Below are 19,223 nucleotides of genomic sequence, written 5' to 3' on the forward strand. Positions count from 1 at the left end.
GAATGAAAAAAAATGCCCAGTCCGTGGAAGCCTGGCTGGAGGCGATGATCGCCGTGGCGCGCTATTACCGCCTCGATTTTTGCCAGGAGAATGTGCGCGCGACCGTCAACTGGGAGCGCGACAGCAAACGGGAAGAGTTACTCACTGATATGGCGCGGCAGTTAGGGATGGGGCTGCGGCTGGTGGAATTTTCCGCCGACTCGCTTAACCCGTGGCGGCTGCCGCTGATCGCGGTGTTTGATAATCAACAGATTGGCGTGATCACCCGCCGCGACAGCCACGACAATATCAGCGTTCAGTTCAGCGGTGACGAAGGGCTGGAAACCACGCTAAATGTTGCGGATATTGAAGATAAAATCGTCGAACTGGCGCTGCTGCGCCCGCTCAGCGCAATTCCCGATGCGCGGGTGGATGACTATATTCGCCCGTATCAGGCGAACTGGTTCTGGAATCTTTCGCTAAAAGACTGGCGGCGCTACGGCGATATTATGCTGGCCTCGCTGGTGGCGAACGTGCTGGCGCTGGCGGCGATGATTTTCTCGATGCAGGTTTACGACCGGGTGGTTCCGGCGCAGTCCTACCCGACGCTATGGGTGCTGTTCGCCGGGGTGATGATGGCGATCCTGTTTGAGTTCTGTATGCGAATGGTGCGCACGCACCTTTCCGATGTGATTGGTAAGCGGGCAGATCTGCGTATTTCGGATCGCGTGTTTGGTCACGCATTACGGCTGAAAAATAACGTGCGATCGAAATCCACCGGATCGTTTATCTCACAGATCCGCGAACTGGAATCGGTGCGGGAACTGATCACTTCTACCACCATCGGCGCGGTGGCGGATCTGCCGTTCTTCCTGCTGTTTGTTTTTATTTTGTGGATGATCGGCGGCTGGCTGGTGCTGGTGGTTTTGCTGGCGCTGCCGTTGCTGGTGATCCCCGGCCTGCTGGTGCAACGCCCGCTGGCGCGGCTGGCGAACGAAGGGATGCGCGAGTCAGCGGTACGCAACGCTACGCTTGTCGAGGCCGTGCAGTCGATTGAAGACATTAAACTGCTGCGTGCCGAACAGCGTTTCCAGAATCAGTGGAATCACACCAACGACGTGGCCTCGTCCATCAGTATGAAGCAACGTTTTCTCACCGGGCTGCTGCTCACCTGGACGCAGGAAGTGCAATCCATCGTCTATGTGGTGGTGCTGTTGGTGGGCTGCTTCATGGTGATGAACGGCGACATGACCACCGGCGCACTGGTGGGGACGACGATCCTGGCTTCGCGCACCATTGCGCCGCTGTCGCAGATATCCGGCGTGCTTTCGCGCTGGCAGCAGGCGAAAGTGGCGCGTAACGGGCTTGATGAACTGATGAAGCGCCCGGTGGATCAGCCGGAACACGGCAAACTGGTGCATAAAGCAGTGCTGCACGGCAATTATCAGTTCAGCAACGCGGTGTTTTATTACGACGAAGAAGAGAAGATTGCCGATGTGGCGATCGGCAAACTCAACATTCAGGCCGGAGAGAAAATCGCCATTCTCGGGCGCAACGGCGCGGGTAAATCAACGCTACTGCAAATGCTCGCCGGAATGCGTATCGCCCAGCAGGGGCAGGTGCTGCTGGATAACATCAGCATCGGGCAGCTTGATCCGGCGGATCTGCGCCGCGACATGGGGCTGCTCAGCCAGACCGGGCGACTGTTCTTCGGTTCGCTGCGGGAAAACCTCACCATGGGGATGCCAGAAGCCAGCGATGAAGATATCGAACGCGCGTTAACCCTCAGCGGGGCGCTGCCCTTTGTGCAGAAGCAGAAAAACGGCCTTAACTACATGATTCAGGAAGGGGGATTTGGTCTTTCTGGCGGCCAGCGGCAAACGCTGCTGCTGGCGCGGCTGCTCATCTCTCAACCCAATATCGTCCTGCTCGACGAACCCAGCGCCTCGCTGGACGAAATGGCGGAAGCGTATTTAATTGAACAACTAAAACAGTGGATTGGGCATCGCACGCTGGTCATCGCCACTCACCGCACGGCGATGCTGCAACTGGTTGACAGGATAATCGTGATGGATCAGGGGCGCATTGTGATGGATGGCGCGAAAGAGGCTATTTTGCGTGAACAAGGCGAACCCACGACGCGACGCGTGGTGTTGCAGGAGAAGAATAAGGGGTCTGCCGCATGAACGGACAACTGCAATACAACCGTGGCCTGACTGAACCCCGCCTGCCACGTTCGGCGCTGGCGGTGCGCGTTACCGCTGTGATGCTGCTCTGTTTTCTCGGCTGGGCGTGGTACTTCCAGCTTGATGAAGTCACCACCGGCAGCGGCACGGTAGAACCTTCTGGACGCGAACAGGTGGTGCAGTCGCTGGAAGGCGGGATTTTGTATCATCTCGACGTGAAGGTTGGCGATATTGTCGAACAGGGGCAGCCGCTGGCGCAGCTTAACCGCACCAAAACGGAATCCGACGTCCAGGAAGCGATGTCGCGGCTGTACGCGGCGCTGGCAACCTCGGCGCGGCTGCGGGCAGAAGTGAGCAATAAACCGCTGGTCTTCCCTGACGAACTGAATAAATTCCCCGAACTTATCGAGTCGGAAACGGCGTTATATAACACTCGCCGCGACGGGTTGAACAAAGCCACCACCGGGCTGACGCAGGGGATTAGCCTGGTCAACCGCGAACTGGCGATGACCCAGCCGCTGGTGAAACAGGGGGCGGCGAGCAGCGTTGAAGTGCTGCGCCTGCAACGCCAGGCCAATGAACTGGAAAACAAACTTAGCGACGTGCGTACGCAATACTACGTACAGGCGCGCGAAGAGTTAGCGAAAGCCAATGCGGAAGTGGAAACCCAGCGTTCGGTGATCCGCGGGCGGGAAGATTCTCTCACCCGGCTCAACTTTACCGCGCCGGTGCGAGGCATTGTTCAGGACATTGACGTCACCACGGTTGGCGGCGTCATCGCCCCCGGTGGTAAACTCATGACTATCGTGCCGCTGGATGAGCAACTGCTGATCGAGGCAAAAATCTCCCCGCGCGATGTGGCATTTATCCATCCGGGGCAAAAATCGCTGGTGAAAATAACCGCTTACGATTACTCCATCTACGGCGGCTTGCCAGGGGAAGTGGCGGTGATTTCACCGGACACTGTACAGGATGAAGTGCGGCGCGATGTTTATTACTATCGGGTGTACATTCGTACTTTCAGCAACCATCTGGAAAATAAAAGCAAACAGCAGTTTCCGATATTTCCCGGCATGGTGGCGACAGTCGATATCCGCACTGGCAAAAAAAGCGTGCTGGATTATCTGTTGAAACCCTTTAACAAAGCACAGGAGGCGTTGCGCGAACGATGAACATTAGCGATGTAGCAAAAATTACCGGCCTGACCAGCAAAGCAATCCGCTTCTATGAAGAAAAGGGGCTGGTGACGCCGCCGATGCGCAGCGAAAATGGTTATCGAACCTACACGCAGCAGCATCTCAACGAACTGACCTTACTGCGCCAGGCGCGCCAGGTGGGCTTTAACCTGGAAGAGAGCGGCGAACTGGTGAATCTGTTTAACGACCCGCAGCGGCATAGCGCCGACGTCAAACGGCGCACGCTGGAGAAGGTGGCGGAGATCGAACGGCACATTGAGGAGCTGCAATCCATGCGCGACCAGCTGCTGGCGCTGGCGAATGCCTGCCCTGGCGATGACAGCGCCGATTGCCCGATTATCGAAAATCTCTCCGGCTGCTGTCATCATCGGGCGGGGTGAAAATCAGTTAATCCCCGTTTGCACCGAAAGAATATGCTGCAAACTTTCTACCATAATGCGCCCCGACTGAAATAAGCCTTCCTGGATTTCGTTGTTAACATTCACAGCGTGAACCAGGGAGGCTAATAATACTACTTGCAAGAAGGCAAAAATAAACGCACCGATAATCATAATATGCGTCAGGGGGATTTTCCTTTGCTCCTTCATTTTAAATAACCCACAAACTGGCCTTCTTTCATTAAGGCGATTTTTCCTGTGTGATGATAAACAATGACGTTATACAGACCCGACTGATAAACCGTGGCATCGGCATTATCTTCATCTATGGCACATAATGAATCATTGAGATAAGCAAAGTTCTTACTGCTCATTCTGAAGGTGACGCCAAATCCTTTATAAATGGCTTTCTTTGCCGCCTGGGCATGTTGTGCGGCTTCTGCATTTTTAAATGCCTGTGCTTCTGATGCACTTAAAATAGCCGACTGACGCTGTTGTTCTGCGAGATAACAGGTATCATGACTGACGCCCTGCGCCTGGCAATCTGCGATGCGGGAAGTGGGTGAACTACAGCCAGCCAGTAATATAACCGCCAGCAGGGAAAACGATTTAATGGAGCTATTCATCATTGTTAACCTTAAATAATGTGCGGAAAATTGCGAATAAGAAATTGCTGTTAAAATTAGAACGAATATCCCACGCCGACACCCGCACCGAAATCAGATTGTGTATCCGCAGAAATACCTGCTTTAAGTACCGTATGCGTTCCGGCATTAAAAGATGTTCCTACAGACACCGCAGATTCACCGTTGAACGTTCCCGCTCCCGCTGACACCATCATCAAGTCACCGGTTTTCACCTGTGGTTGTGAGGCGATAGCGATGGCAGATGCAGTTCCCGCATTGGCTTCTTTACGATTGTCCTCAACTTCGTTTTTCAGCGAATCGAAATGGTTATTGAGCGTGTTAATTTGTTGGCTGTTATCTGCGACCCGTTTTTGCGTGTTGGTTAACTGTTGTTGCGTTTGTGCGGAATCTTGTCTCAGACTTTCAATTTGCTCATGTGCCTGGACAGACTTCTGCGCCAGACTTTGCATTTGTTTATCGTATTGAGCCCTTTCTTTTTGCTGTTGTGCTGCCACATCGGTTGTCAGTGCATTCATTTTCTGCCCTTGTTCCGTGGTAGTGCGCTGATTAGCCTCATTTTGAGCCGCCAGTCTGGCATTAATCATCTCCTGATAATGCGCAGTATTTTGCGTATCTCCAGTCGCGGCGAGCGTTTTTTGTGTGGCTACGATCTGCGCCTGTTGCTCTGTAATTTGCGTTTGCTGGGCATCAGTTACCGCAGACTGTCGGGCGTTGATCATGCTCTGATAACGGGCAGTTGTCTGTACATCACCTGTAGCGGCAACGGTTTTTTGTCCTGCGTCAGGATCTGTCTGGACAGGGGGAATCTGAGTGGTATCAGGTGTTTCAGAAGGGATGTAGTGATGTTCAGTCAAATAGGTATATGCAGCGGGGCTGTTGTCGGTGCGTTCTAAAAAGCGGGTAATCTTCTGCTCAATCTCCGATTGCGACATGCCAGAGTTAATGGCTGAAAGCTCTGTTGCCGCCGCTTCAATGGTATCACCAGCTAAAACAATAGGGCTGGATGTTGCTGAAATTATGAGTGCCAGTAAAGCTACGTTTACAGTTTTCATTCATTTTCTCTCGATCAAAATAAGTCGCATTAATGTTTCTATAAGAAACAAATAATATTGTTATTAAGAAATAAAATACGTTGCAATATGGTCGAAATCTACGCCGCCATTTGTGTGATGTAAAGCGCATTTTTGTCTGGTGTAAGCGTAAACATCACCAATAAGAAACAAAAAATGTTTCTTTTATAAATTAAAAAGGAAAACATTTCGTGCTCTTTCAATGTAAAAAAGAGTAAAGACTTGTTTTGATAAGCGAAATAAATTCTGTTTCTGGACTAAACGTGAAGCGGTTCCTGATGTGTGCTAAAATGCGTTTCTTTGATAAATCTCAATTTTTAAGAGGTTTACGCCAGGCAGGAACATTTAAATGAATGAATTTGAGAAGATTTTTAATGAAATGAATCTGGACCGGGCATTGCTACCGATCCTTTTTCGTTCGAACCGGTCAACAGTGTGGAAATATTTAAGTGGCGATAGTACGGCTCCTGCCTCAGCTATGTCACTGATTATGCTGTTGCAGTTAATCCAGAAACGAAACCCCGATCTATTAGCCGAATGGTTAACGCTTTCTGATTTCACCATTCCGCCAGAAGTTTACCTGGACCAGTCTGATTACTGGAAAGGGTGGGTGTATACCCAACACAAGGTCAATAAAAACGTCCTGGAATATCTAAAAAAACATTATCCGGATGAAGACCAAAAAAGTATGGGTAAAGGCCGGGAAGAGTAATTTTGCCTCTACTCGGCTATATGCCGGATGCGGCGCAAGCGCCTTATCTGGCCTACGATACGGGCATATTTTGTAGGCATGATAAGACGCGCCAGCGTCGCATCAGGCGATGACCGCACGGATAATCAGCGTTATCCCTTCTATCGCAATCACCTCAACATGCGTACCTGCGCCGAGATCCTCGCTGGCGCTGACAGGCCATGAACTGTCGCCGACGCGCATATGACCGCGCCCATTGACCAGCGGTGATTCCAGCACAAAACGTCGGCCAATAAGCTGCTGCCCGCGCTGGTTAAGATGGCTGTCACTGTGCTTTTGTTCGCGCACGCCTCGTGCCAGCCATTTCCACCACAGCCAGGCGGCGAGCAGCGTCAGGACGGCAAACATCACTCCTTGCCACTCCCAACCCAGCGGCACCAGCCAGACCACCAGGCCGGTAATCACCGCTGCCACGCCGCTCCACAACAGATAACCATTTCCGCCCAACATCTCGGCTGCCAGCAACAACCCGCCGAGACTGAGCCAGAAAATATGTGGATGAACGACCATTAACTCCATCATGGCTGAGTCCGTTTGTTGGCGCTGTCTTTCACCAGCTCGGCAATCCCGGCAATCGACCCCATCAGGCTGCTGGCCTCTAATGGCATCATCACTACTTTGCTGTTACTGGATGAACCGATCTGCTGTAACGCTTCGGTATATTTCTGTGCGACGAAGTAGTTCACTGCCTGAATATCACCAGAGGCGATGGCTTCCGACACCATTTTGGTGGCGCGGGCTTCCGCTTCGGCAGAACGTTCACGCGCTTCGGCCTGTAAGAATGCCGACTGACGTTCACCTTCCGCTTTCAGGATTTGCGACTGTTTTTCACCTTCGGCTTTGAGGATTTCCGCCTGACGGATCCCTTCCGCTTCAAGGATGTAAGCGCGTTTGGTACGTTCCGCTTTCATCTGCGCGTTCATCGAAGAGATAAGCTCTGCCGGTGGGCGCACGTCGCGAATTTCAATACGGGTGACTTTAATCCCCCACGGGTTGGTGGCCTCATCGACAATACGCAGCAGGCGTGAGTTGATGCTGTCGCGCTGGGAGAGCATTTCGTCAAGTTCCATTGAACCCAGTACGGTACGGATGTTAGTCATGGTCAGATTGATGATAGCCAGCTCCAGATTGCTGACTTCATAAGCCGCGCGCGGGGCATCAATTACCTGAATAAAACAGACCGCGTCGATCGTAACGTTGGCGTTATCTTTCGAGATAACTTCCTGAGAAGGGATATCGAGCACTTGCTCCATCATATTGATCTTACGACCAATGCGATCCATAAACGGCACGACCAGACTGAGCCCTGGCTGTAACGTTTTGGTATAGCGACCAAAACGTTCTACTGTCCATTGAAAGCCCTGCGGCACGATTTTAACGCCCGCGCCGACAATGACCAGCGCGACAAAAATGAGAATCGGGATAAAGATAAGCATCGGAAAAACCTCCTGTTGTACCGTCCATAATCAGCAAAATTGCTGCTTGATTAAACAAATTATACCTGATTACTGAAAGAGAGTTCCCCCTTATTCCTGCGAAGGATAAACTGTTTTTAGTAAAAATCAGAAAAAGGGAACAGCGATGCAGGAAAATAGTCCTTTGCTTCAGCTACAAAACGTAGGATATCTGGCGGGTGATACGAAGATTCTTAATAACATCAATTTTTCGCTACGTGCTGGCGAATTTAAGTTAATTACCGGCCCTTCCGGTTGTGGCAAAAGTACGCTGCTGAAAATTGTTGCTTCATTAATCAGCCCAACCAGCGGAACGTTGCTGTTTGAAGGTGAGGATGTCAGTACACTCAAGCCAGAAATCTACCGCCAGCAAGTATCTTACTGCGCCCAGACGCCGACGCTGTTTGGCGATACGGTATACGATAATCTGATCTTTCCCTGGCAGATCCGTAACCAGCAGCCTGACCCAGCCATTTTTCTCGATTTTCTCGAACGCTTCGCTTTGCCGGACAGCATTTTGACAAAGAATATCGCCGAGCTATCTGGTGGTGAAAAACAACGTATCTCATTGATTCGTAACCTGCAATTTATGCCAAAGGTATTATTGCTGGATGAAATCACCAGTGCACTGGATGAAAGTAATAAACATAACGTTAATGAGATGATCCACCGTTATGTGCGCGAGCAAAATATTGCCGTGCTGTGGGTGACACACGATAAAGACGAAATTAATCATGCGGATAAAGTGATTACACTGCAACCGCATGCCGGAGAAATGCAGGAAGCACGCTATGAACTCGCATAATATTACTAACGAATCATTAGCACTGGCATTAATGCTGGTGGTGGTGGCAATCTTAATTAGCCATAAAGAAAAACTGGCGCTGGAGAAAGATATTCTCTGGAGCGTTGGACGCGCGATAATTCAGCTGATTATTGTCGGCTATGTGCTGAAGTATATTTTCAGCGTGGATGATGCCAGCCTGACATTATTGATGGTGTTATTTATCTGCTTTAATGCGGCGTGGAATGCGCAAAAACGCAGTAAATATATTGCTAAAGCTTTTATCTCATCGTTTATTGCCATTACGGTCGGAGCGGGAATTACCCTGGCGGTACTGATCCTCTCTGGGTCGATTGAGTTTATCCCGATGCAGGTGATTCCTATTGCCGGGATGATTGCCGGTAACGCGATGGTGGCGGTAGGGCTGTGTTACAACAATTTAGGGCAACGGGTGATTAGCGAACAACAACAGATTCAGGAGAAACTGAGTCTTGGCGCGACGCCGAAACAGGCTTCAGCGATATTGATTCGCGACAGTATTCGCGCGGCTTTAATTCCGACGGTGGATTCAGCAAAAACGGTTGGCTTAGTGAGTTTACCGGGAATGATGTCCGGGCTGATATTTGCCGGGATTGATCCGGTGAAGGCGATTAAATATCAGATTATGGTGACTTTTATGCTGCTTTCCACCGCCAGCTTGTCGACCATTATTGCCTGCTATTTAACCTATCGTAAGTTTTATAATTCGCGCCACCAGTTGGTGGTGACGCAATTGACGAAGAAATAAATATTGAATTAGCACGGTTTGGTAGGCCGGATAAGGCGTTCACGCCGCATCCGGCGGCTATGCGCGGATGCCTGATGCGACGCTGGCGCGTCTTATCAGGCCTACAAACCAGCACATCGCATTTCAACGGAAAATCAATACAACAACGCATACAGCTGGCGGCGATACTTCGACGCCAGCGCATCACCCGTACCCAGCGCAGCGAGGATCTCCTGGAACGTTTTACGCGTCTGACCGTCTGCGGCGGTGAGATCTTTACGCAGATGCCCAAACAGCAACTCCAGCGCCTCTTCATTACGCCCAACCTGATGCAGTTGCAGTGCCAGTTGCGTCGCCAGGGCGGCATCTTCTGGATTCTCTGCCACCTGCTGTTGCAACTGTTGAATTTCCGGCGTATCAGCCGCCTGCTTCAGCAGTTCAATTTGCGCCACCAGCCCCTGGTAGCGGGTGTCCTGATCCTGCAAAGGAATGGTTTTCAGCACGGCTTCTGCATCTTCAGAACGGTTCAGCGCAATCAGCGTTTCTGCCAGCAGCAGGCCGATCTCCCCGTTCTGACTTGACAGCTGCCAGGCGTCTTTCAGCAATGGCAGGGCGTCGGTGTAATTGCCTTCCTGCATCAGTTGCATCGCCTGCTGCGCTTTCAGTTCTTCTTCGCGCGGCAGCACTTTATCCAGCAGGGCGCGGATCGCCTCTTCCGGTTGCGGCCCCTGGAAGCCGTCTACCGGTTGCCCGTTCTGGAACAGATACACGGTCGGAATCGCGCGCAGACCAAACTGGGCGGCAATCATCTGCTCCGCGTCGCAGTCCAGCTTCGCCAGAATAAATTGCCCGTTGTACTGCGCCGCGAGGCTTTCCAGAATTGGGGTTAACTGCAAACAGTGCTGGCTACGTTCAGACCAAAAATAGAACAGCACCGGAGTGGTCATCGACTGTTCAAGAACCTGTTGCAGGTTAGATTCGTTAATGTTGACAATATTTTCTACGGACATGGAGTCGCTCTCTGTTGTCGATATTTTCTTTGACATGGGGGCTTAAGCGCGGGCTTCAACTCACCCCTGCAATATTTTGTCCATCAAGCGCCCCGGCAGCAGGCGTTTGAGCACCATTACCGCCCAGGTCACCAGCGTCACCGGATAGCGCATCTTCGGCTTCTCGCTAATAAAAGCATGGCGCACTTTGTCGACCACTGCTTCCGGCCCCAACGTAAAGCGGGCGGCGATGCCGGGGTTTTCGACCGGCTTATCGCTTTGCGTCTGGTTGACGTTGTCGGTGAAGCGAGTACGAATGGGACCGGGTTCGATCAGGCTAACTTTAATTCCGCTGTGGCGCAGCTCCATGCGCAGTGCGTCTGACCACGCCTCCAGCGCATATTTACTGGCCGCGTAAGCGCCTCGACCCGGTGTGGAGATTAATCCCATCACCGATGAGGTCATCACAATACGCCCTTCACCGTGCGGTAACATAGCGGGTAACAGGCGCATGGTGAGCTGGTGTGCGCCGAAAAAGTTGGCAGAAAACTGCTGTTCCATCTGCGCACGGCTGATGGTGGAAAGGGGGCCATACATGCCGAATCCGGCATTGTTAAAGATCCCATACAGACAATTATCGGTCAGAGCGATCACTTCGTCGGCTGCGCGATCAACACATTCTGGCGAATCCAGATCGATCAACACGCCGGTGAATCCCATATTGTTCATGCGCTCAACATCATCCGGTTTCCGGCAACCTGCCAGCACATGAAAACCCTGGCGTTTTAATTCGAGCGCGCTTTCCAGGCCAATACCACTGGAACATCCGGTAATTAAGACCGATTTTTGCATAACTTTACCTGTCAGGATCTCCGTTGCTTTATGAGTCATGATTTACTAAAGGCTGCAACTGCTTCGCCATCCAGTCGGCAATAAACGGCTGGGCGTCGCGGTTGGGATGAATACCGTCATCCTGCATCCATTGTGGCTTGAGGTAGACCTCTTCCATAAAAAAGGGCAGCAGCGGAACATCAAACTCTTTGGCGAGTTTGGGGTAAATGGCGCTAAAGGCTTCATTATAACGGCGACCATAGTTTGCAGGCAGACGTATTTGCATTAACAATGGTTCAGCGTTGGCGGCTTTAACATCCTGCAAAATCTGGCGCAGCGTTTGCTCGGTTTGCTGTGGCTGAAAACCACGCAAACCGTCATTGCCGCCCAGTTCTACCAGCACCCAGCGCGGCTGATGCTGTTTCAGCAGAGCCGGAAGGCGCGCCAGCCCTTGTTGCGAGGTGTCGCCGCTGATGCTGGCATTGACTACCGACGTTTTACTCTGCCACTTATCATTCAACAAGGCAGGCCAGGCCGCGCTGGCAGACATTCGATACCCGGCGCTCAGGCTATCACCCAGAATCAATAACGTGTCCGCTGCGGCGGCACGGAAGGTTAACAGGACCAGGAACAGGAAGGGCAAATGCCAGCGGAAAACATTGTTGAAGTTCATCATCTTAAGAAGTCCGTCGGTCAGGGGGAGCATGAACTCTCCATCCTCACCGGAGTTGAGCTGGTTGTCAAACGTGGCGAGACCATCGCGCTGGTGGGCGAGTCGGGATCGGGTAAGTCAACCTTGCTGGCGATCCTCGCCGGGCTGGATGACGGCAGCAGTGGCGAAGTGAGTCTGGTGGGACAACCTCTACATAATATGGACGAAGAAGCGCGGGCAAAGTTGCGCGCGAAGCACGTAGGCTTTGTTTTTCAGTCATTTATGTTAATTCCTACCCTTAACGCGCTGGAAAACGTCGAGCTTCCGGCGCTGCTGCGCGGTGAAAGTAGCGCGGAAAGTCGTAATGGGGCGAAAGCGTTGCTCGAACAGTTAGGGCTGGGTAAACGTCTTGATCATCTTCCGGCACAGCTTTCCGGCGGCGAACAGCAACGAGTGGCGCTGGCGCGAGCTTTTAATGGTCGGCCTGATGTGCTGTTTGCCGACGAACCCACCGGTAACCTTGACCGCCAGACGGGCGATAAAATTGCCGACCTGCTGTTTTCCCTCAACCGTGAGCATGGCACCACGTTGATTATGGTGACTCACGACCTGCAACTGGCGGCACGCTGCGATCGCTGCTTACGACTGGTTAACGGGCAGTTGCAGGAGGAAGCATGATTGCACGTTGGTTCTGGCGCGAATGGCGCTCGCCGTCGCTGTTAATTGTCTGGCTGGCGCTAAGCCTGGCGGTGGCCTGCGTGCTGGCGCTGGGCAACATCAGCGATCGCATGGAGAAGGGCTTAAGCCAGCAAAGCCGGGAGTTTATGGCGGGCGATCGGGCGTTGCGCAGTTCACGCGAAGTGCCGCAAGCGTGGCTGGAGGAAGCGCAAAAGCGCGGCCTGAAAGTCGGCAAGCAGCTGACTTTCGCCACCATGACATTTGCAGGCGACACACCGCAGCTGGCGAACGTCAAAGCGGTGGATGATATCTACCCGATGTATGGCGATCTGCAAACCAATCCCCCGGGCCTGAAACCGCAGGCGGGCAGCGTATTGCTGGCCCCACGCCTGATGGCACTGCTTAACCTGAAAACGGGCGACACCATTGACGTGGGCGATGCCACCTTGCGGATTGCCGGAGAAGTGATTCAGGAACCGGATTCCGGTTTTAACCCCTTCCAGATGGCCCCGCGTCTGATGATGAATCTGGCGGATGTCGATAAAACCGGAGCCGTGCAGCCGGGAAGTCGGGTCACCTGGCGCTATAAATTCGGCGGCAACGAGAACCAGCTCGACGGCTATGAGAAATGGTTGTTACCCCAGCTTAAACCCGAACAACGCTGGTACGGTCTGGAACAGGACGAAGGCGCGCTGGGGCGCTCGATGGAACGCTCGCAACAGTTCCTGCTGCTTTCGGCGCTTTTGACCTTGCTGCTGGCGGTGGCGGCGGTCGCGGTGGCGATGAATCATTACTGTCGCAGTCGCTACGATCTTGTGGCGATCCTCAAAACGCTGGGGGCAGGGCGAGCACAATTGCGTAAGTTAATTGTCGGTCAGTGGTTGATGGTGCTGGCGCTTTCAGCCGTTACCGGCGGGGCGATAGGCCTGTTGTTCGAAAACGTGCTGATGGTGCTGCTCAAGCCCGTTTTGCCTGCTGCACTACCGCCTGCCAGTCTCTGGCCGTGGCTGTGGGCGCTCGGCACCATGACGGTCATCTCGCTGCTGGTGGGGCTACGACCGTACCGCTTGTTGCTGGCAACACAGCCTTTACGCGTATTGCGTAATGATGTGGTCGCGAACGTCTGGCCGCTCAAGTTTTATCTGCCGATTGTCAGTGTGGTGGTTGTGCTGCTGCTTGCCGGACTGATGGGCGGCAGTATGCTGTTGTGGGCGGTGCTGGCGGGAGCGGTAGTGCTGGCTTTGCTGTGCGGCGTGCTGGGCTGGATGCTGCTGAATGTACTTCGCCGCATGACGCTGAAATCGCTACCTCTGCGCCTGGCGGTTAGCCGCCTGTTACGTCAGCCGTGGTCAACGTTAAGCCAGCTTTCGGCATTTTCGCTCTCCTTTATGCTGCTGGCACTGTTGCTGGTGTTGCGTGGCGATCTGCTCGACCGCTGGCAACAGCAGCTACCGCCAGAAAGCCCGAACTACTTTTTAATCAACATCGCCACAGAACAGGTTACGCCGCTAAAAGCGTTCCTCGCGGAACATCAAATAGTCCCGGAATCGTTTTATCCGGTAGTGCGGGCGCGGTTGACGGCGATTAACGATAAGCCGACAGAAGGCAATGAAGATGAGGCGCTCAATCGCGAACTCAATCTTACCTGGCAAAATACGCGGCCCGATCATAATCCGATTGTCGCCGGTAACTGGCCGCCAAAAGCCGATGAAGTGTCGATGGAAGAGGGGCTGGCGAAACGCTTAAACGTTGCCCTCGGCGATACCGTCACCTTTATGGGCGATACCCAGGAGTTCCGCGCTAAAGTGACCAGTCTTCGCAAAGTGGACTGGGAAAGTCTGCGGCCTAATTTCTATTTTATTTTTCCTGAAGGGGCGCTGGACGGGCAGCCGCAGAGCTGGCTTACCAGTTTCCGCTGGGAGAATGGCAACGGCATGTTGACGCAACTCAACCGCCAGTTCCCGACCATTAGCCTGTTAGACATTGGCGCGATTTTAAAACAGGTCAGTCAGGTGCTGGAGCAGGTAAGCCGGGCGCTGGAAGTGATGGTGGTGCTGGTCACCGCCTGCGGTATGTTGCTGTTGCTGGCACAGGTGCAGGTGGGAATGCGTCAGCGTCATCAGGAGCTGGTGGTGTGGCGCACTCTCGGTGCGGGCAAAAAACTGCTGCGCACGACATTGTGGTGTGAGTTCGCCATGCTCGGGTTTGTATCCGGCCTGGTGGCCGCAATTGGTGCGGAAACGGCACTGGCAGTGTTGCAGGCGAAAGTGTTTGATTTCCCGTGGGAGCCAGACTGGCGATTGTGGATTGTGTTGCCGTGTAGCGGTGCGCTGCTGCTGTCACTTTTCGGCGGCTGGCTGGGCGCGCGACTGGTTAAGGGTAAGGCGCTGTTCAGGCAGTTTGCGGGGTGATGACAGGCGTTAGATTGCCTGATGCGCTACGCTTATCAGACCTACGAAGAGCGTGCAATATATTGATTTTGCAAGATTGTGTAGGCCGGATAAGGCGTTTACGCCGCATCCGGCATGAACAGTGTGCATTTTGGCAATAAATCTGAAACCAACTGTCATGTCGGTTTTTTTAAAGGCCGAAGGTGGTAAACCTTCGGCCTTAGCTACGTTTCCTCAGTTATTCAATAAACTGACGGATCAGTTCCAGCAGCGCGATTAGCGCCTTAAGAACGATGAGAACTTTATCGAGAAAAGTTTTCATCCGTTGCTCCCTTAAGGGAGAAAGACAATCACAGCTTACCCTTACGTTGCCTGTAACTATGATTTTCTTCATGTGCTAGATGAGGACTGCCTCTCTCCAAATTAGAGCACCAGAATCAGCACCACCTGTATCCTGACCAGGACTTAAAAGTACTTTTCCGCACTGCGGTAATCCCTTGAGGCAGTATCACTACTAGCGTCGGGATTGTATCGCCAACATAGCTGTTTGAATATGTAGGCATCCTGACTTATAATTCACTTGCTAGATGAGGACTGTTTCATTTCTGCCCGGAACCACCAAGTCTTGGGCGGAAAAAATAAAAAAACCGACTGTCATGTCGGTTTTTTTATATCTGTATTCTGGTGCAACCATTCTGTTCTCACGACAATCGCCGTTTCAGAATACCGCCCATCACTGCGCCTTAACCCATTCCGCCACTTCCGCCCACTCACCGCGAAAGACAACTTTTTCCGCCTTTTTCTCAAGCTGATAGCGATACATCGGGTCGTAATATTCTTCAAGTAACGGCACCAGCCAGGCCAGATGACCGTCGGTGCTGCCGGTGGTGAGTTGCGTTGTCAGCGCAGCATCCAGCCTTGCAGCCAGTTCGTTATATCGCTGTAACCCCAGCCGACGCTTAATCGCCGAAAGTCCGTGATGCAGGTATTCGCAATACTCCTGCCAGCCCTGTTCGTCGCCGTACGCATGGGTAAAATCATGATGCATACGCAAGAAATACTCTTCGTTCAGGCGTTCAAGACGGATCTCAAACGGATCTTCTACCACCGTAATCGCCGCCTGAGTCATTCGCTCGCGCAGGCATTCCGGCAGGTGATTCGAACCGATCATCCGGCTTTCATCTTCCAGCACCCACAGCCGTAGCTCCTGACGGGCGTCGGTTTTTAGCATTTCGGCAGCCAGCAGATTTTCAAAACTCGCCTGGCTAAGTTGCGGTTGCAACGTGCGACCAAACGCCGAACCGCGATGACGCGCCAGCCCTTCCAGATCAACACCGTTCGGCTGTTGTTGCACTAACAGCGTTTTACCGCTGCCGGTACAACCGCCAATCAGCACTATCGGTTTTTGTGCCAGTTCAATAGTCGCCTGAATCGCCGTCTGGCGCAGTGCCTTATAACCGCCTTCCACCAGCGGATAATCAATCCCCGCTTCATGCAGCCAGCGTTGCACAATATGTGAACGTTGACCGCCTCGGGCGCAGCAGAGAATACCTTGCGGATTTTGCAGGCACGCTGCCCGCCAGGCGTCCATGCGCTGCTGACGAATTTCACCCGCCACCAGTTTATGACCCAGCGCCAGCGCCGCGTCTGACCCTTGCTGTTTATAGCAGGTGCCAACGGCGGCGCGTTCATCGTTATTCATTAACGGCAGGTTGATAGCGGCGGGCATTGCGCCTTGCTCAAACTCGATGGGGGCGCGAACATCAATAATGGGCGTATCAGCAATCAGCAGGGCACGATAGTCCTGTTCCGTGTGTCTCTCTTGCATAGTTAAAAGTGAACCTCAAATCAGCTTGCACGCTATTTTACGCTCCAACGCGCAAGGAAACTTGATTTTTAACTGCGTGGGTTGCCGAAAATTTCTAAAAATCCGCTGATTTCCGGCCTGCGCTGGGTAAACAAGGTCACAATATCTTCTACCGCTTTGCCACTGCCAAATTTGCGCCATGCCAGACTCAATGGCGAAGGAGGGCGCATCGTTGGGATTACCCGGCTGACCAGTTGTTGATTATCGATCATTGACTGGCAAAGTGATTTTGGCAAAAAACCAATGCCAACGCCCGCCAGATGGGCGGCGATTTTCGTTTCCATATCGGGAACAATAATCTCTTTTTGCCCCGGCAAACGCCAGGCGACGCGCTTGGTTAAGGTGCGGGCGCTGTCTTCAATATTAACCGCCGGAAAGCGCCGTAACTGCGCTTCTGTGAGTGGCTCTTCAACTTTCGCCAGCGGGTGATCCGCCGCCATGACAAAGCGCCATTGCACCGAACCTAAGGGATCAAGGCTAAAAGTATTTGCCAGAGCTTCGGTTCCCGTGACGCCGATAGCCAGTGAAAAACCTTCGTACAATAGCGAGTCCCAGACGCCCATATAGATTTGTCGGGAGATGTGAAACTGGGTAAAGGGGTAACGTTCATTCAGCCACGCCAGCAGCTGGGCGACGGCCTGGGGGTTGTAGAGCAGGTTGTTGATGACAATATTCACCTGGCGTTCCACGCCATCATTCACCTGTTGCAGCTCGCTGGGCATACTTTCCAGCCAGCTCAGCCAGTCTCTGGCCTGAGAAAGTAGATGCTCGCCAGCCGCTGTCAACGTCACGCTGCGAGTCGTGCGGAAAAACAGCGCCACTCCGGTATTCTCTTCCAGAAGTTTAATGCGATAACTGATCGTCGCCGTGGTTTTACATAATCGTTCTGCCGCTTTTGAAAAACTTCCTGTTTCAGCAACCGCAATGAAAGTCCGCAAGGTTTCTGGATCGAACATCTTCAGGTATCCCCTTTTAAATCCGCAAGTTGCGTGATTTTCTTATCCTCTGATTTATCAGTATTTTTACATGATAACCCTGTTCAATTTGTGGACTAAATCTAGTTTTGGAAAAATATTCCAACTTTTGTGTTGATGTTGTTCCCTTAAGGTTTTAGATTGCCTGTTATTGAAACCAAGCTGACCGGTCGGCGCTGGTTGAACGGAATTATGTTACAAGGACAAAAAGATGAAACTTCAGGTATTACCGTTAAGTCAGGAAGCCTTTAGTGCTTATGGCGACGTAATCGAAACGCAGCAACGGGATTTTTTCCATATTAACAATGGCCTGGTGGAGCGTTACCACGATTTGGCGCTGGTTGAGATTCTTGAGCAAGACCGTACGCTTATCAGCATTAACCGCGCGCAACCGGCCAATCTGCCGCTGACCATTCACGAACTCGAACGTCATCCGCTGGGCACTCAGGCCTTTATCCCGATGAAAGGTGAAGTGTTTGTGGTGGTCGTGGCGTTAGGTGACGACAAACCAGACCTGTCAACCCTGCGGGCGTTTATCACCAACGGTGAACAGGGAGTGAATTATCATCGTAACGTCTGGCATCACCCACTTTTTGCCTGGCAGCGCGTCACCGATTTTCTGACCATCGATCGCGGCGGCAGTGACAACTGTGATGTTGAAAGTATTCCTGAACAGGAACTCTGTTTTGCGTGACGCCTGCAACCGACTTGCATAAGATAAACTAATTGTTCATTGTTTATGCTCACTTGTAGGTCGGAGTTAACGTAGGTATGACGGAAGTTAGACGGCGCGGCAGGCCAGGACAGGCGGAGCCTGTGGCACAGAAGGGCGCACAGGCGTTAGAGCGGGGAATTGCGATTCTGCAATATCTGGAAAAAAGTGGGGGAAGTTCGTCGGTTAGCGATATTTCTCTCAATCTGGATTTGCCGCTCTCCACGACCTTTCGCTTGCTGAAGGTTTTACAGGCAGCGGATTTTGTCTATCAGGACAGTCAGTTAGGCTGGTGGCATATAGGATTAGGTGTCTTTAACGTCGGTGCGGCGTACATCCATAACCGCGATGTCCTCTCCGTCGCCGGGCCGTTTATGCGCCGCCTGATGTTACTTTCCGGCGAAACGGTCAATGTCGCGATCCGTAACGGCAATGAAGCGGTATTAATTGGTCAGTTAGAGTGTAAATCGATGGTCAGGATGTGCGCGCCACTGGGCAGTCGTCTGCCGCTGCATGCTTCCGGTGCGGGCAAAGCGCTGCTTTATCCGCTGGCGGAAGAGGAGTTGATGAGCATCATTCTGCAAACCGGTTTGCAGCAGTTTACGCCAACTACGCTTGTGGATATGCCCACCTTGCTGAAGGACCTGGAACAAGCGCGTGAACTGGGCTATACCGTAGATAAAGAAGAGCATGTTGTAGGTCTGAATTGCATAGCTTCAGCAATTTACGATGATGTAGGTAGCGTTGTTGCCGCTATCTCCATCTCCGGGCCTTCATCAAGACTGACAGAAGATCGTTTTGTCAGTCAGGGTGAGCTGGTCAGAGACACCGCCCGCGATATCAGCACGGCGTTGGGACTGAAAGCACATCCATAGTGTCTGTCGCATCCCGCTCTGCGGAGCGGGTTTTTTTGACAAAAT

Annotated in this window: 21 protein-coding genes; 10 read left to right on the forward strand and 11 right to left on the reverse strand. The window is 52.5% G+C overall.

Annotated elements, in window-relative coordinates; all coding sequences use genetic code 11:
- The first annotated feature begins 2 nt into the window (after positions 1 to 2).
- Genes BEB54_RS09340 through cueR form a run of 3 tightly spaced genes read left to right on the forward strand, consistent with a single transcriptional unit; the run spans position 3 to position 3,741 of the window.
- Positions 3 to 2,165 (forward strand): type I secretion system permease/ATPase, encoded by a 2,163-nt coding sequence (locus BEB54_RS09340; protein ID WP_105282176.1) that lies wholly within the window; start codon positions 3 to 5, stop codon positions 2,163 to 2,165.
- Positions 2,162 to 3,337, forward strand: coding sequence for an HlyD family type I secretion periplasmic adaptor subunit (locus BEB54_RS09345; RefSeq protein WP_001014327.1), 1,176 nt, complete (start codon positions 2,162 to 2,164; stop codon positions 3,335 to 3,337). Before BEB54_RS09340 ends, BEB54_RS09345 begins: the two co-directional genes overlap by 4 nt.
- Entirely contained in the window at positions 3,334 to 3,741 is a 408-nt protein-coding gene (cueR, locus tag BEB54_RS09350) for a Cu(I)-responsive transcriptional regulator (RefSeq protein ID WP_001026747.1), read from the forward strand. Before BEB54_RS09345 ends, cueR begins: the two co-directional genes overlap by 4 nt.
- Positions 3,742 to 3,744: 3 nt before the next feature.
- Here the strand turns inward: cueR and BEB54_RS29260 are convergent, their stop codons facing one another.
- Genes BEB54_RS29260 through BEB54_RS09365 form a run of 3 tightly spaced genes read right to left on the reverse strand, consistent with a single transcriptional unit; the run spans position 3,745 to position 5,437 of the window.
- Entirely contained in the window at positions 3,745 to 3,948 is a 204-nt protein-coding gene (locus BEB54_RS29260) for a hypothetical protein (protein WP_000664216.1), read from the reverse strand.
- Positions 3,945 to 4,367, reverse strand: a complete 423-nt coding sequence (locus BEB54_RS09360; protein ID WP_105277217.1) for a hypothetical protein — start codon at positions 4,365 to 4,367, stop codon at positions 3,945 to 3,947. Before BEB54_RS09360 ends, BEB54_RS29260 begins: the two co-directional genes overlap by 4 nt.
- A gap of 53 nt (positions 4,368 to 4,420) precedes the next feature.
- Positions 4,421 to 5,437, reverse strand: coding sequence for a YadA family autotransporter adhesin (locus BEB54_RS09365; protein WP_105277218.1), 1,017 nt, complete (start codon positions 5,435 to 5,437; stop codon positions 4,421 to 4,423).
- A 367-nt stretch (positions 5,438 to 5,804) separates the two neighbouring features.
- Between BEB54_RS09365 and BEB54_RS09370 the strand changes: the two genes are divergently transcribed.
- The gene (locus BEB54_RS09370) at positions 5,805 to 6,167 is read left to right on the forward strand and encodes a hypothetical protein (protein WP_105282177.1); all 363 of its coding nucleotides are present in this window, start codon (positions 5,805 to 5,807) and stop codon (positions 6,165 to 6,167) included.
- Between the two features lie 102 nt (positions 6,168 to 6,269).
- Here the strand turns inward: BEB54_RS09370 and BEB54_RS09375 are convergent, their stop codons facing one another.
- Positions 6,270 to 6,728 carry an NfeD family protein gene (locus tag BEB54_RS09375; RefSeq protein ID WP_000970329.1) on the reverse strand — a complete coding sequence of 153 codons (459 nt, stop codon included), beginning with the start codon at positions 6,726 to 6,728 and terminating at the stop codon, positions 6,270 to 6,272.
- Positions 6,725 to 7,642, reverse strand: a complete 918-nt coding sequence (locus BEB54_RS09380) for an SPFH domain-containing protein (protein ID WP_105277219.1) — start codon at positions 7,640 to 7,642, stop codon at positions 6,725 to 6,727. The genes BEB54_RS09375 and BEB54_RS09380 overlap by 4 nt, the downstream gene beginning before the upstream one ends.
- A gap of 145 nt (positions 7,643 to 7,787) precedes the next feature.
- On the opposite strand from BEB54_RS09380, the gene fetA reads away from it, so the two are divergent.
- Positions 7,788 to 8,465, forward strand: a complete 678-nt coding sequence (fetA, locus tag BEB54_RS09385; RefSeq protein ID WP_001157551.1) for an iron efflux ABC transporter ATP-binding subunit FetA — start codon at positions 7,788 to 7,790, stop codon at positions 8,463 to 8,465.
- Positions 8,452 to 9,231, forward strand: a complete 780-nt coding sequence (gene fetB, locus BEB54_RS09390; RefSeq protein WP_001353389.1) for an iron efflux ABC transporter permease subunit FetB — start codon at positions 8,452 to 8,454, stop codon at positions 9,229 to 9,231. The genes fetA and fetB overlap by 14 nt, the downstream gene beginning before the upstream one ends.
- 134 nt (positions 9,232 to 9,365) lie before the next feature.
- Here fetB and cnoX read toward each other — a convergent pair whose 3' ends face one another.
- The 3 genes from cnoX to tesA are packed head-to-tail and all read right to left on the reverse strand — an operon-like array spanning position 9,366 to position 11,703.
- Positions 9,366 to 10,220: a chaperedoxin gene (gene cnoX, locus BEB54_RS09395; protein WP_024211993.1), complete on the reverse strand. Its 855-nt coding sequence runs from the start codon at positions 10,218 to 10,220 to the stop codon at positions 9,366 to 9,368.
- A gap of 60 nt (positions 10,221 to 10,280) precedes the next feature.
- Positions 10,281 to 11,090 (reverse strand): NADP(+)-dependent aldehyde reductase, encoded by an 810-nt coding sequence (gene ybbO, locus BEB54_RS09400; protein WP_105277220.1) that lies wholly within the window; start codon positions 11,088 to 11,090, stop codon positions 10,281 to 10,283.
- A complete protein-coding gene (tesA, locus tag BEB54_RS09405) occupies positions 11,080 to 11,703 on the reverse strand; it encodes a multifunctional acyl-CoA thioesterase I/protease I/lysophospholipase L1 (RefSeq protein ID WP_001295836.1) in 624 nt (207 codons plus the stop codon). The genes ybbO and tesA overlap by 11 nt, the downstream gene beginning before the upstream one ends.
- Here tesA and ybbA point away from each other — a divergent pair.
- Both ybbA and ybbP read left to right on the forward strand, forming a co-directional pair.
- Positions 11,674 to 12,360: a putative ABC transporter ATP-binding protein YbbA gene (ybbA, locus tag BEB54_RS09410; protein ID WP_001110573.1), complete on the forward strand. Its 687-nt coding sequence runs from the start codon at positions 11,674 to 11,676 to the stop codon at positions 12,358 to 12,360. The genes tesA and ybbA overlap by 30 nt on opposite strands.
- Positions 12,357 to 14,771, forward strand: coding sequence for a putative ABC transporter permease subunit YbbP (gene ybbP, locus BEB54_RS09415; protein ID WP_105277221.1), 2,415 nt, complete (start codon positions 12,357 to 12,359; stop codon positions 14,769 to 14,771). Before ybbA ends, ybbP begins: the two co-directional genes overlap by 4 nt.
- A gap of 217 nt (positions 14,772 to 14,988) precedes the next feature.
- Here the strand turns inward: ybbP and dinQ are convergent, their stop codons facing one another.
- From dinQ to allS, 3 genes are all read right to left on the reverse strand, one after another.
- Positions 14,989 to 15,144, reverse strand: coding sequence for a damage-inducible type I toxin DinQ (dinQ, locus tag BEB54_RS29915; protein ID WP_001308457.1), 156 nt, complete (start codon positions 15,142 to 15,144; stop codon positions 14,989 to 14,991).
- 339 nt (positions 15,145 to 15,483) lie between these two features.
- Positions 15,484 to 16,578: a tRNA 2-selenouridine(34) synthase MnmH gene (gene mnmH / locus BEB54_RS09420; RefSeq protein WP_105277222.1), complete on the reverse strand. Its 1,095-nt coding sequence runs from the start codon at positions 16,576 to 16,578 to the stop codon at positions 15,484 to 15,486.
- Between the two features lie 68 nt (positions 16,579 to 16,646).
- Complete coding sequence (allS, locus tag BEB54_RS09425; RefSeq protein ID WP_000460135.1) at positions 16,647 to 17,573, reverse strand: HTH-type transcriptional activator AllS; 927 nt, start codon at positions 17,571 to 17,573, stop codon at positions 16,647 to 16,649.
- 229 nt (positions 17,574 to 17,802) lie between these two features.
- Here allS and allA point away from each other — a divergent pair, with 229 nt between their 5' ends.
- Positions 17,803 to 18,285, forward strand: a complete 483-nt coding sequence (gene allA / locus BEB54_RS09430; protein ID WP_000776388.1) for an ureidoglycolate lyase — start codon at positions 17,803 to 17,805, stop codon at positions 18,283 to 18,285.
- Between the two features lie 77 nt (positions 18,286 to 18,362).
- Entirely contained in the window at positions 18,363 to 19,178 is an 816-nt protein-coding gene (allR, locus tag BEB54_RS09435; RefSeq protein WP_000141275.1) for an HTH-type transcriptional repressor AllR, read from the forward strand.
- Positions 19,179 to 19,223 lie beyond the last annotated feature (45 nt).

Source organism: Escherichia sp. MOD1-EC6021, from assembly GCF_002965245.1.
Taxonomy (GTDB): domain Bacteria; phylum Pseudomonadota; class Gammaproteobacteria; order Enterobacterales; family Enterobacteriaceae; genus Escherichia; species Escherichia coli_F.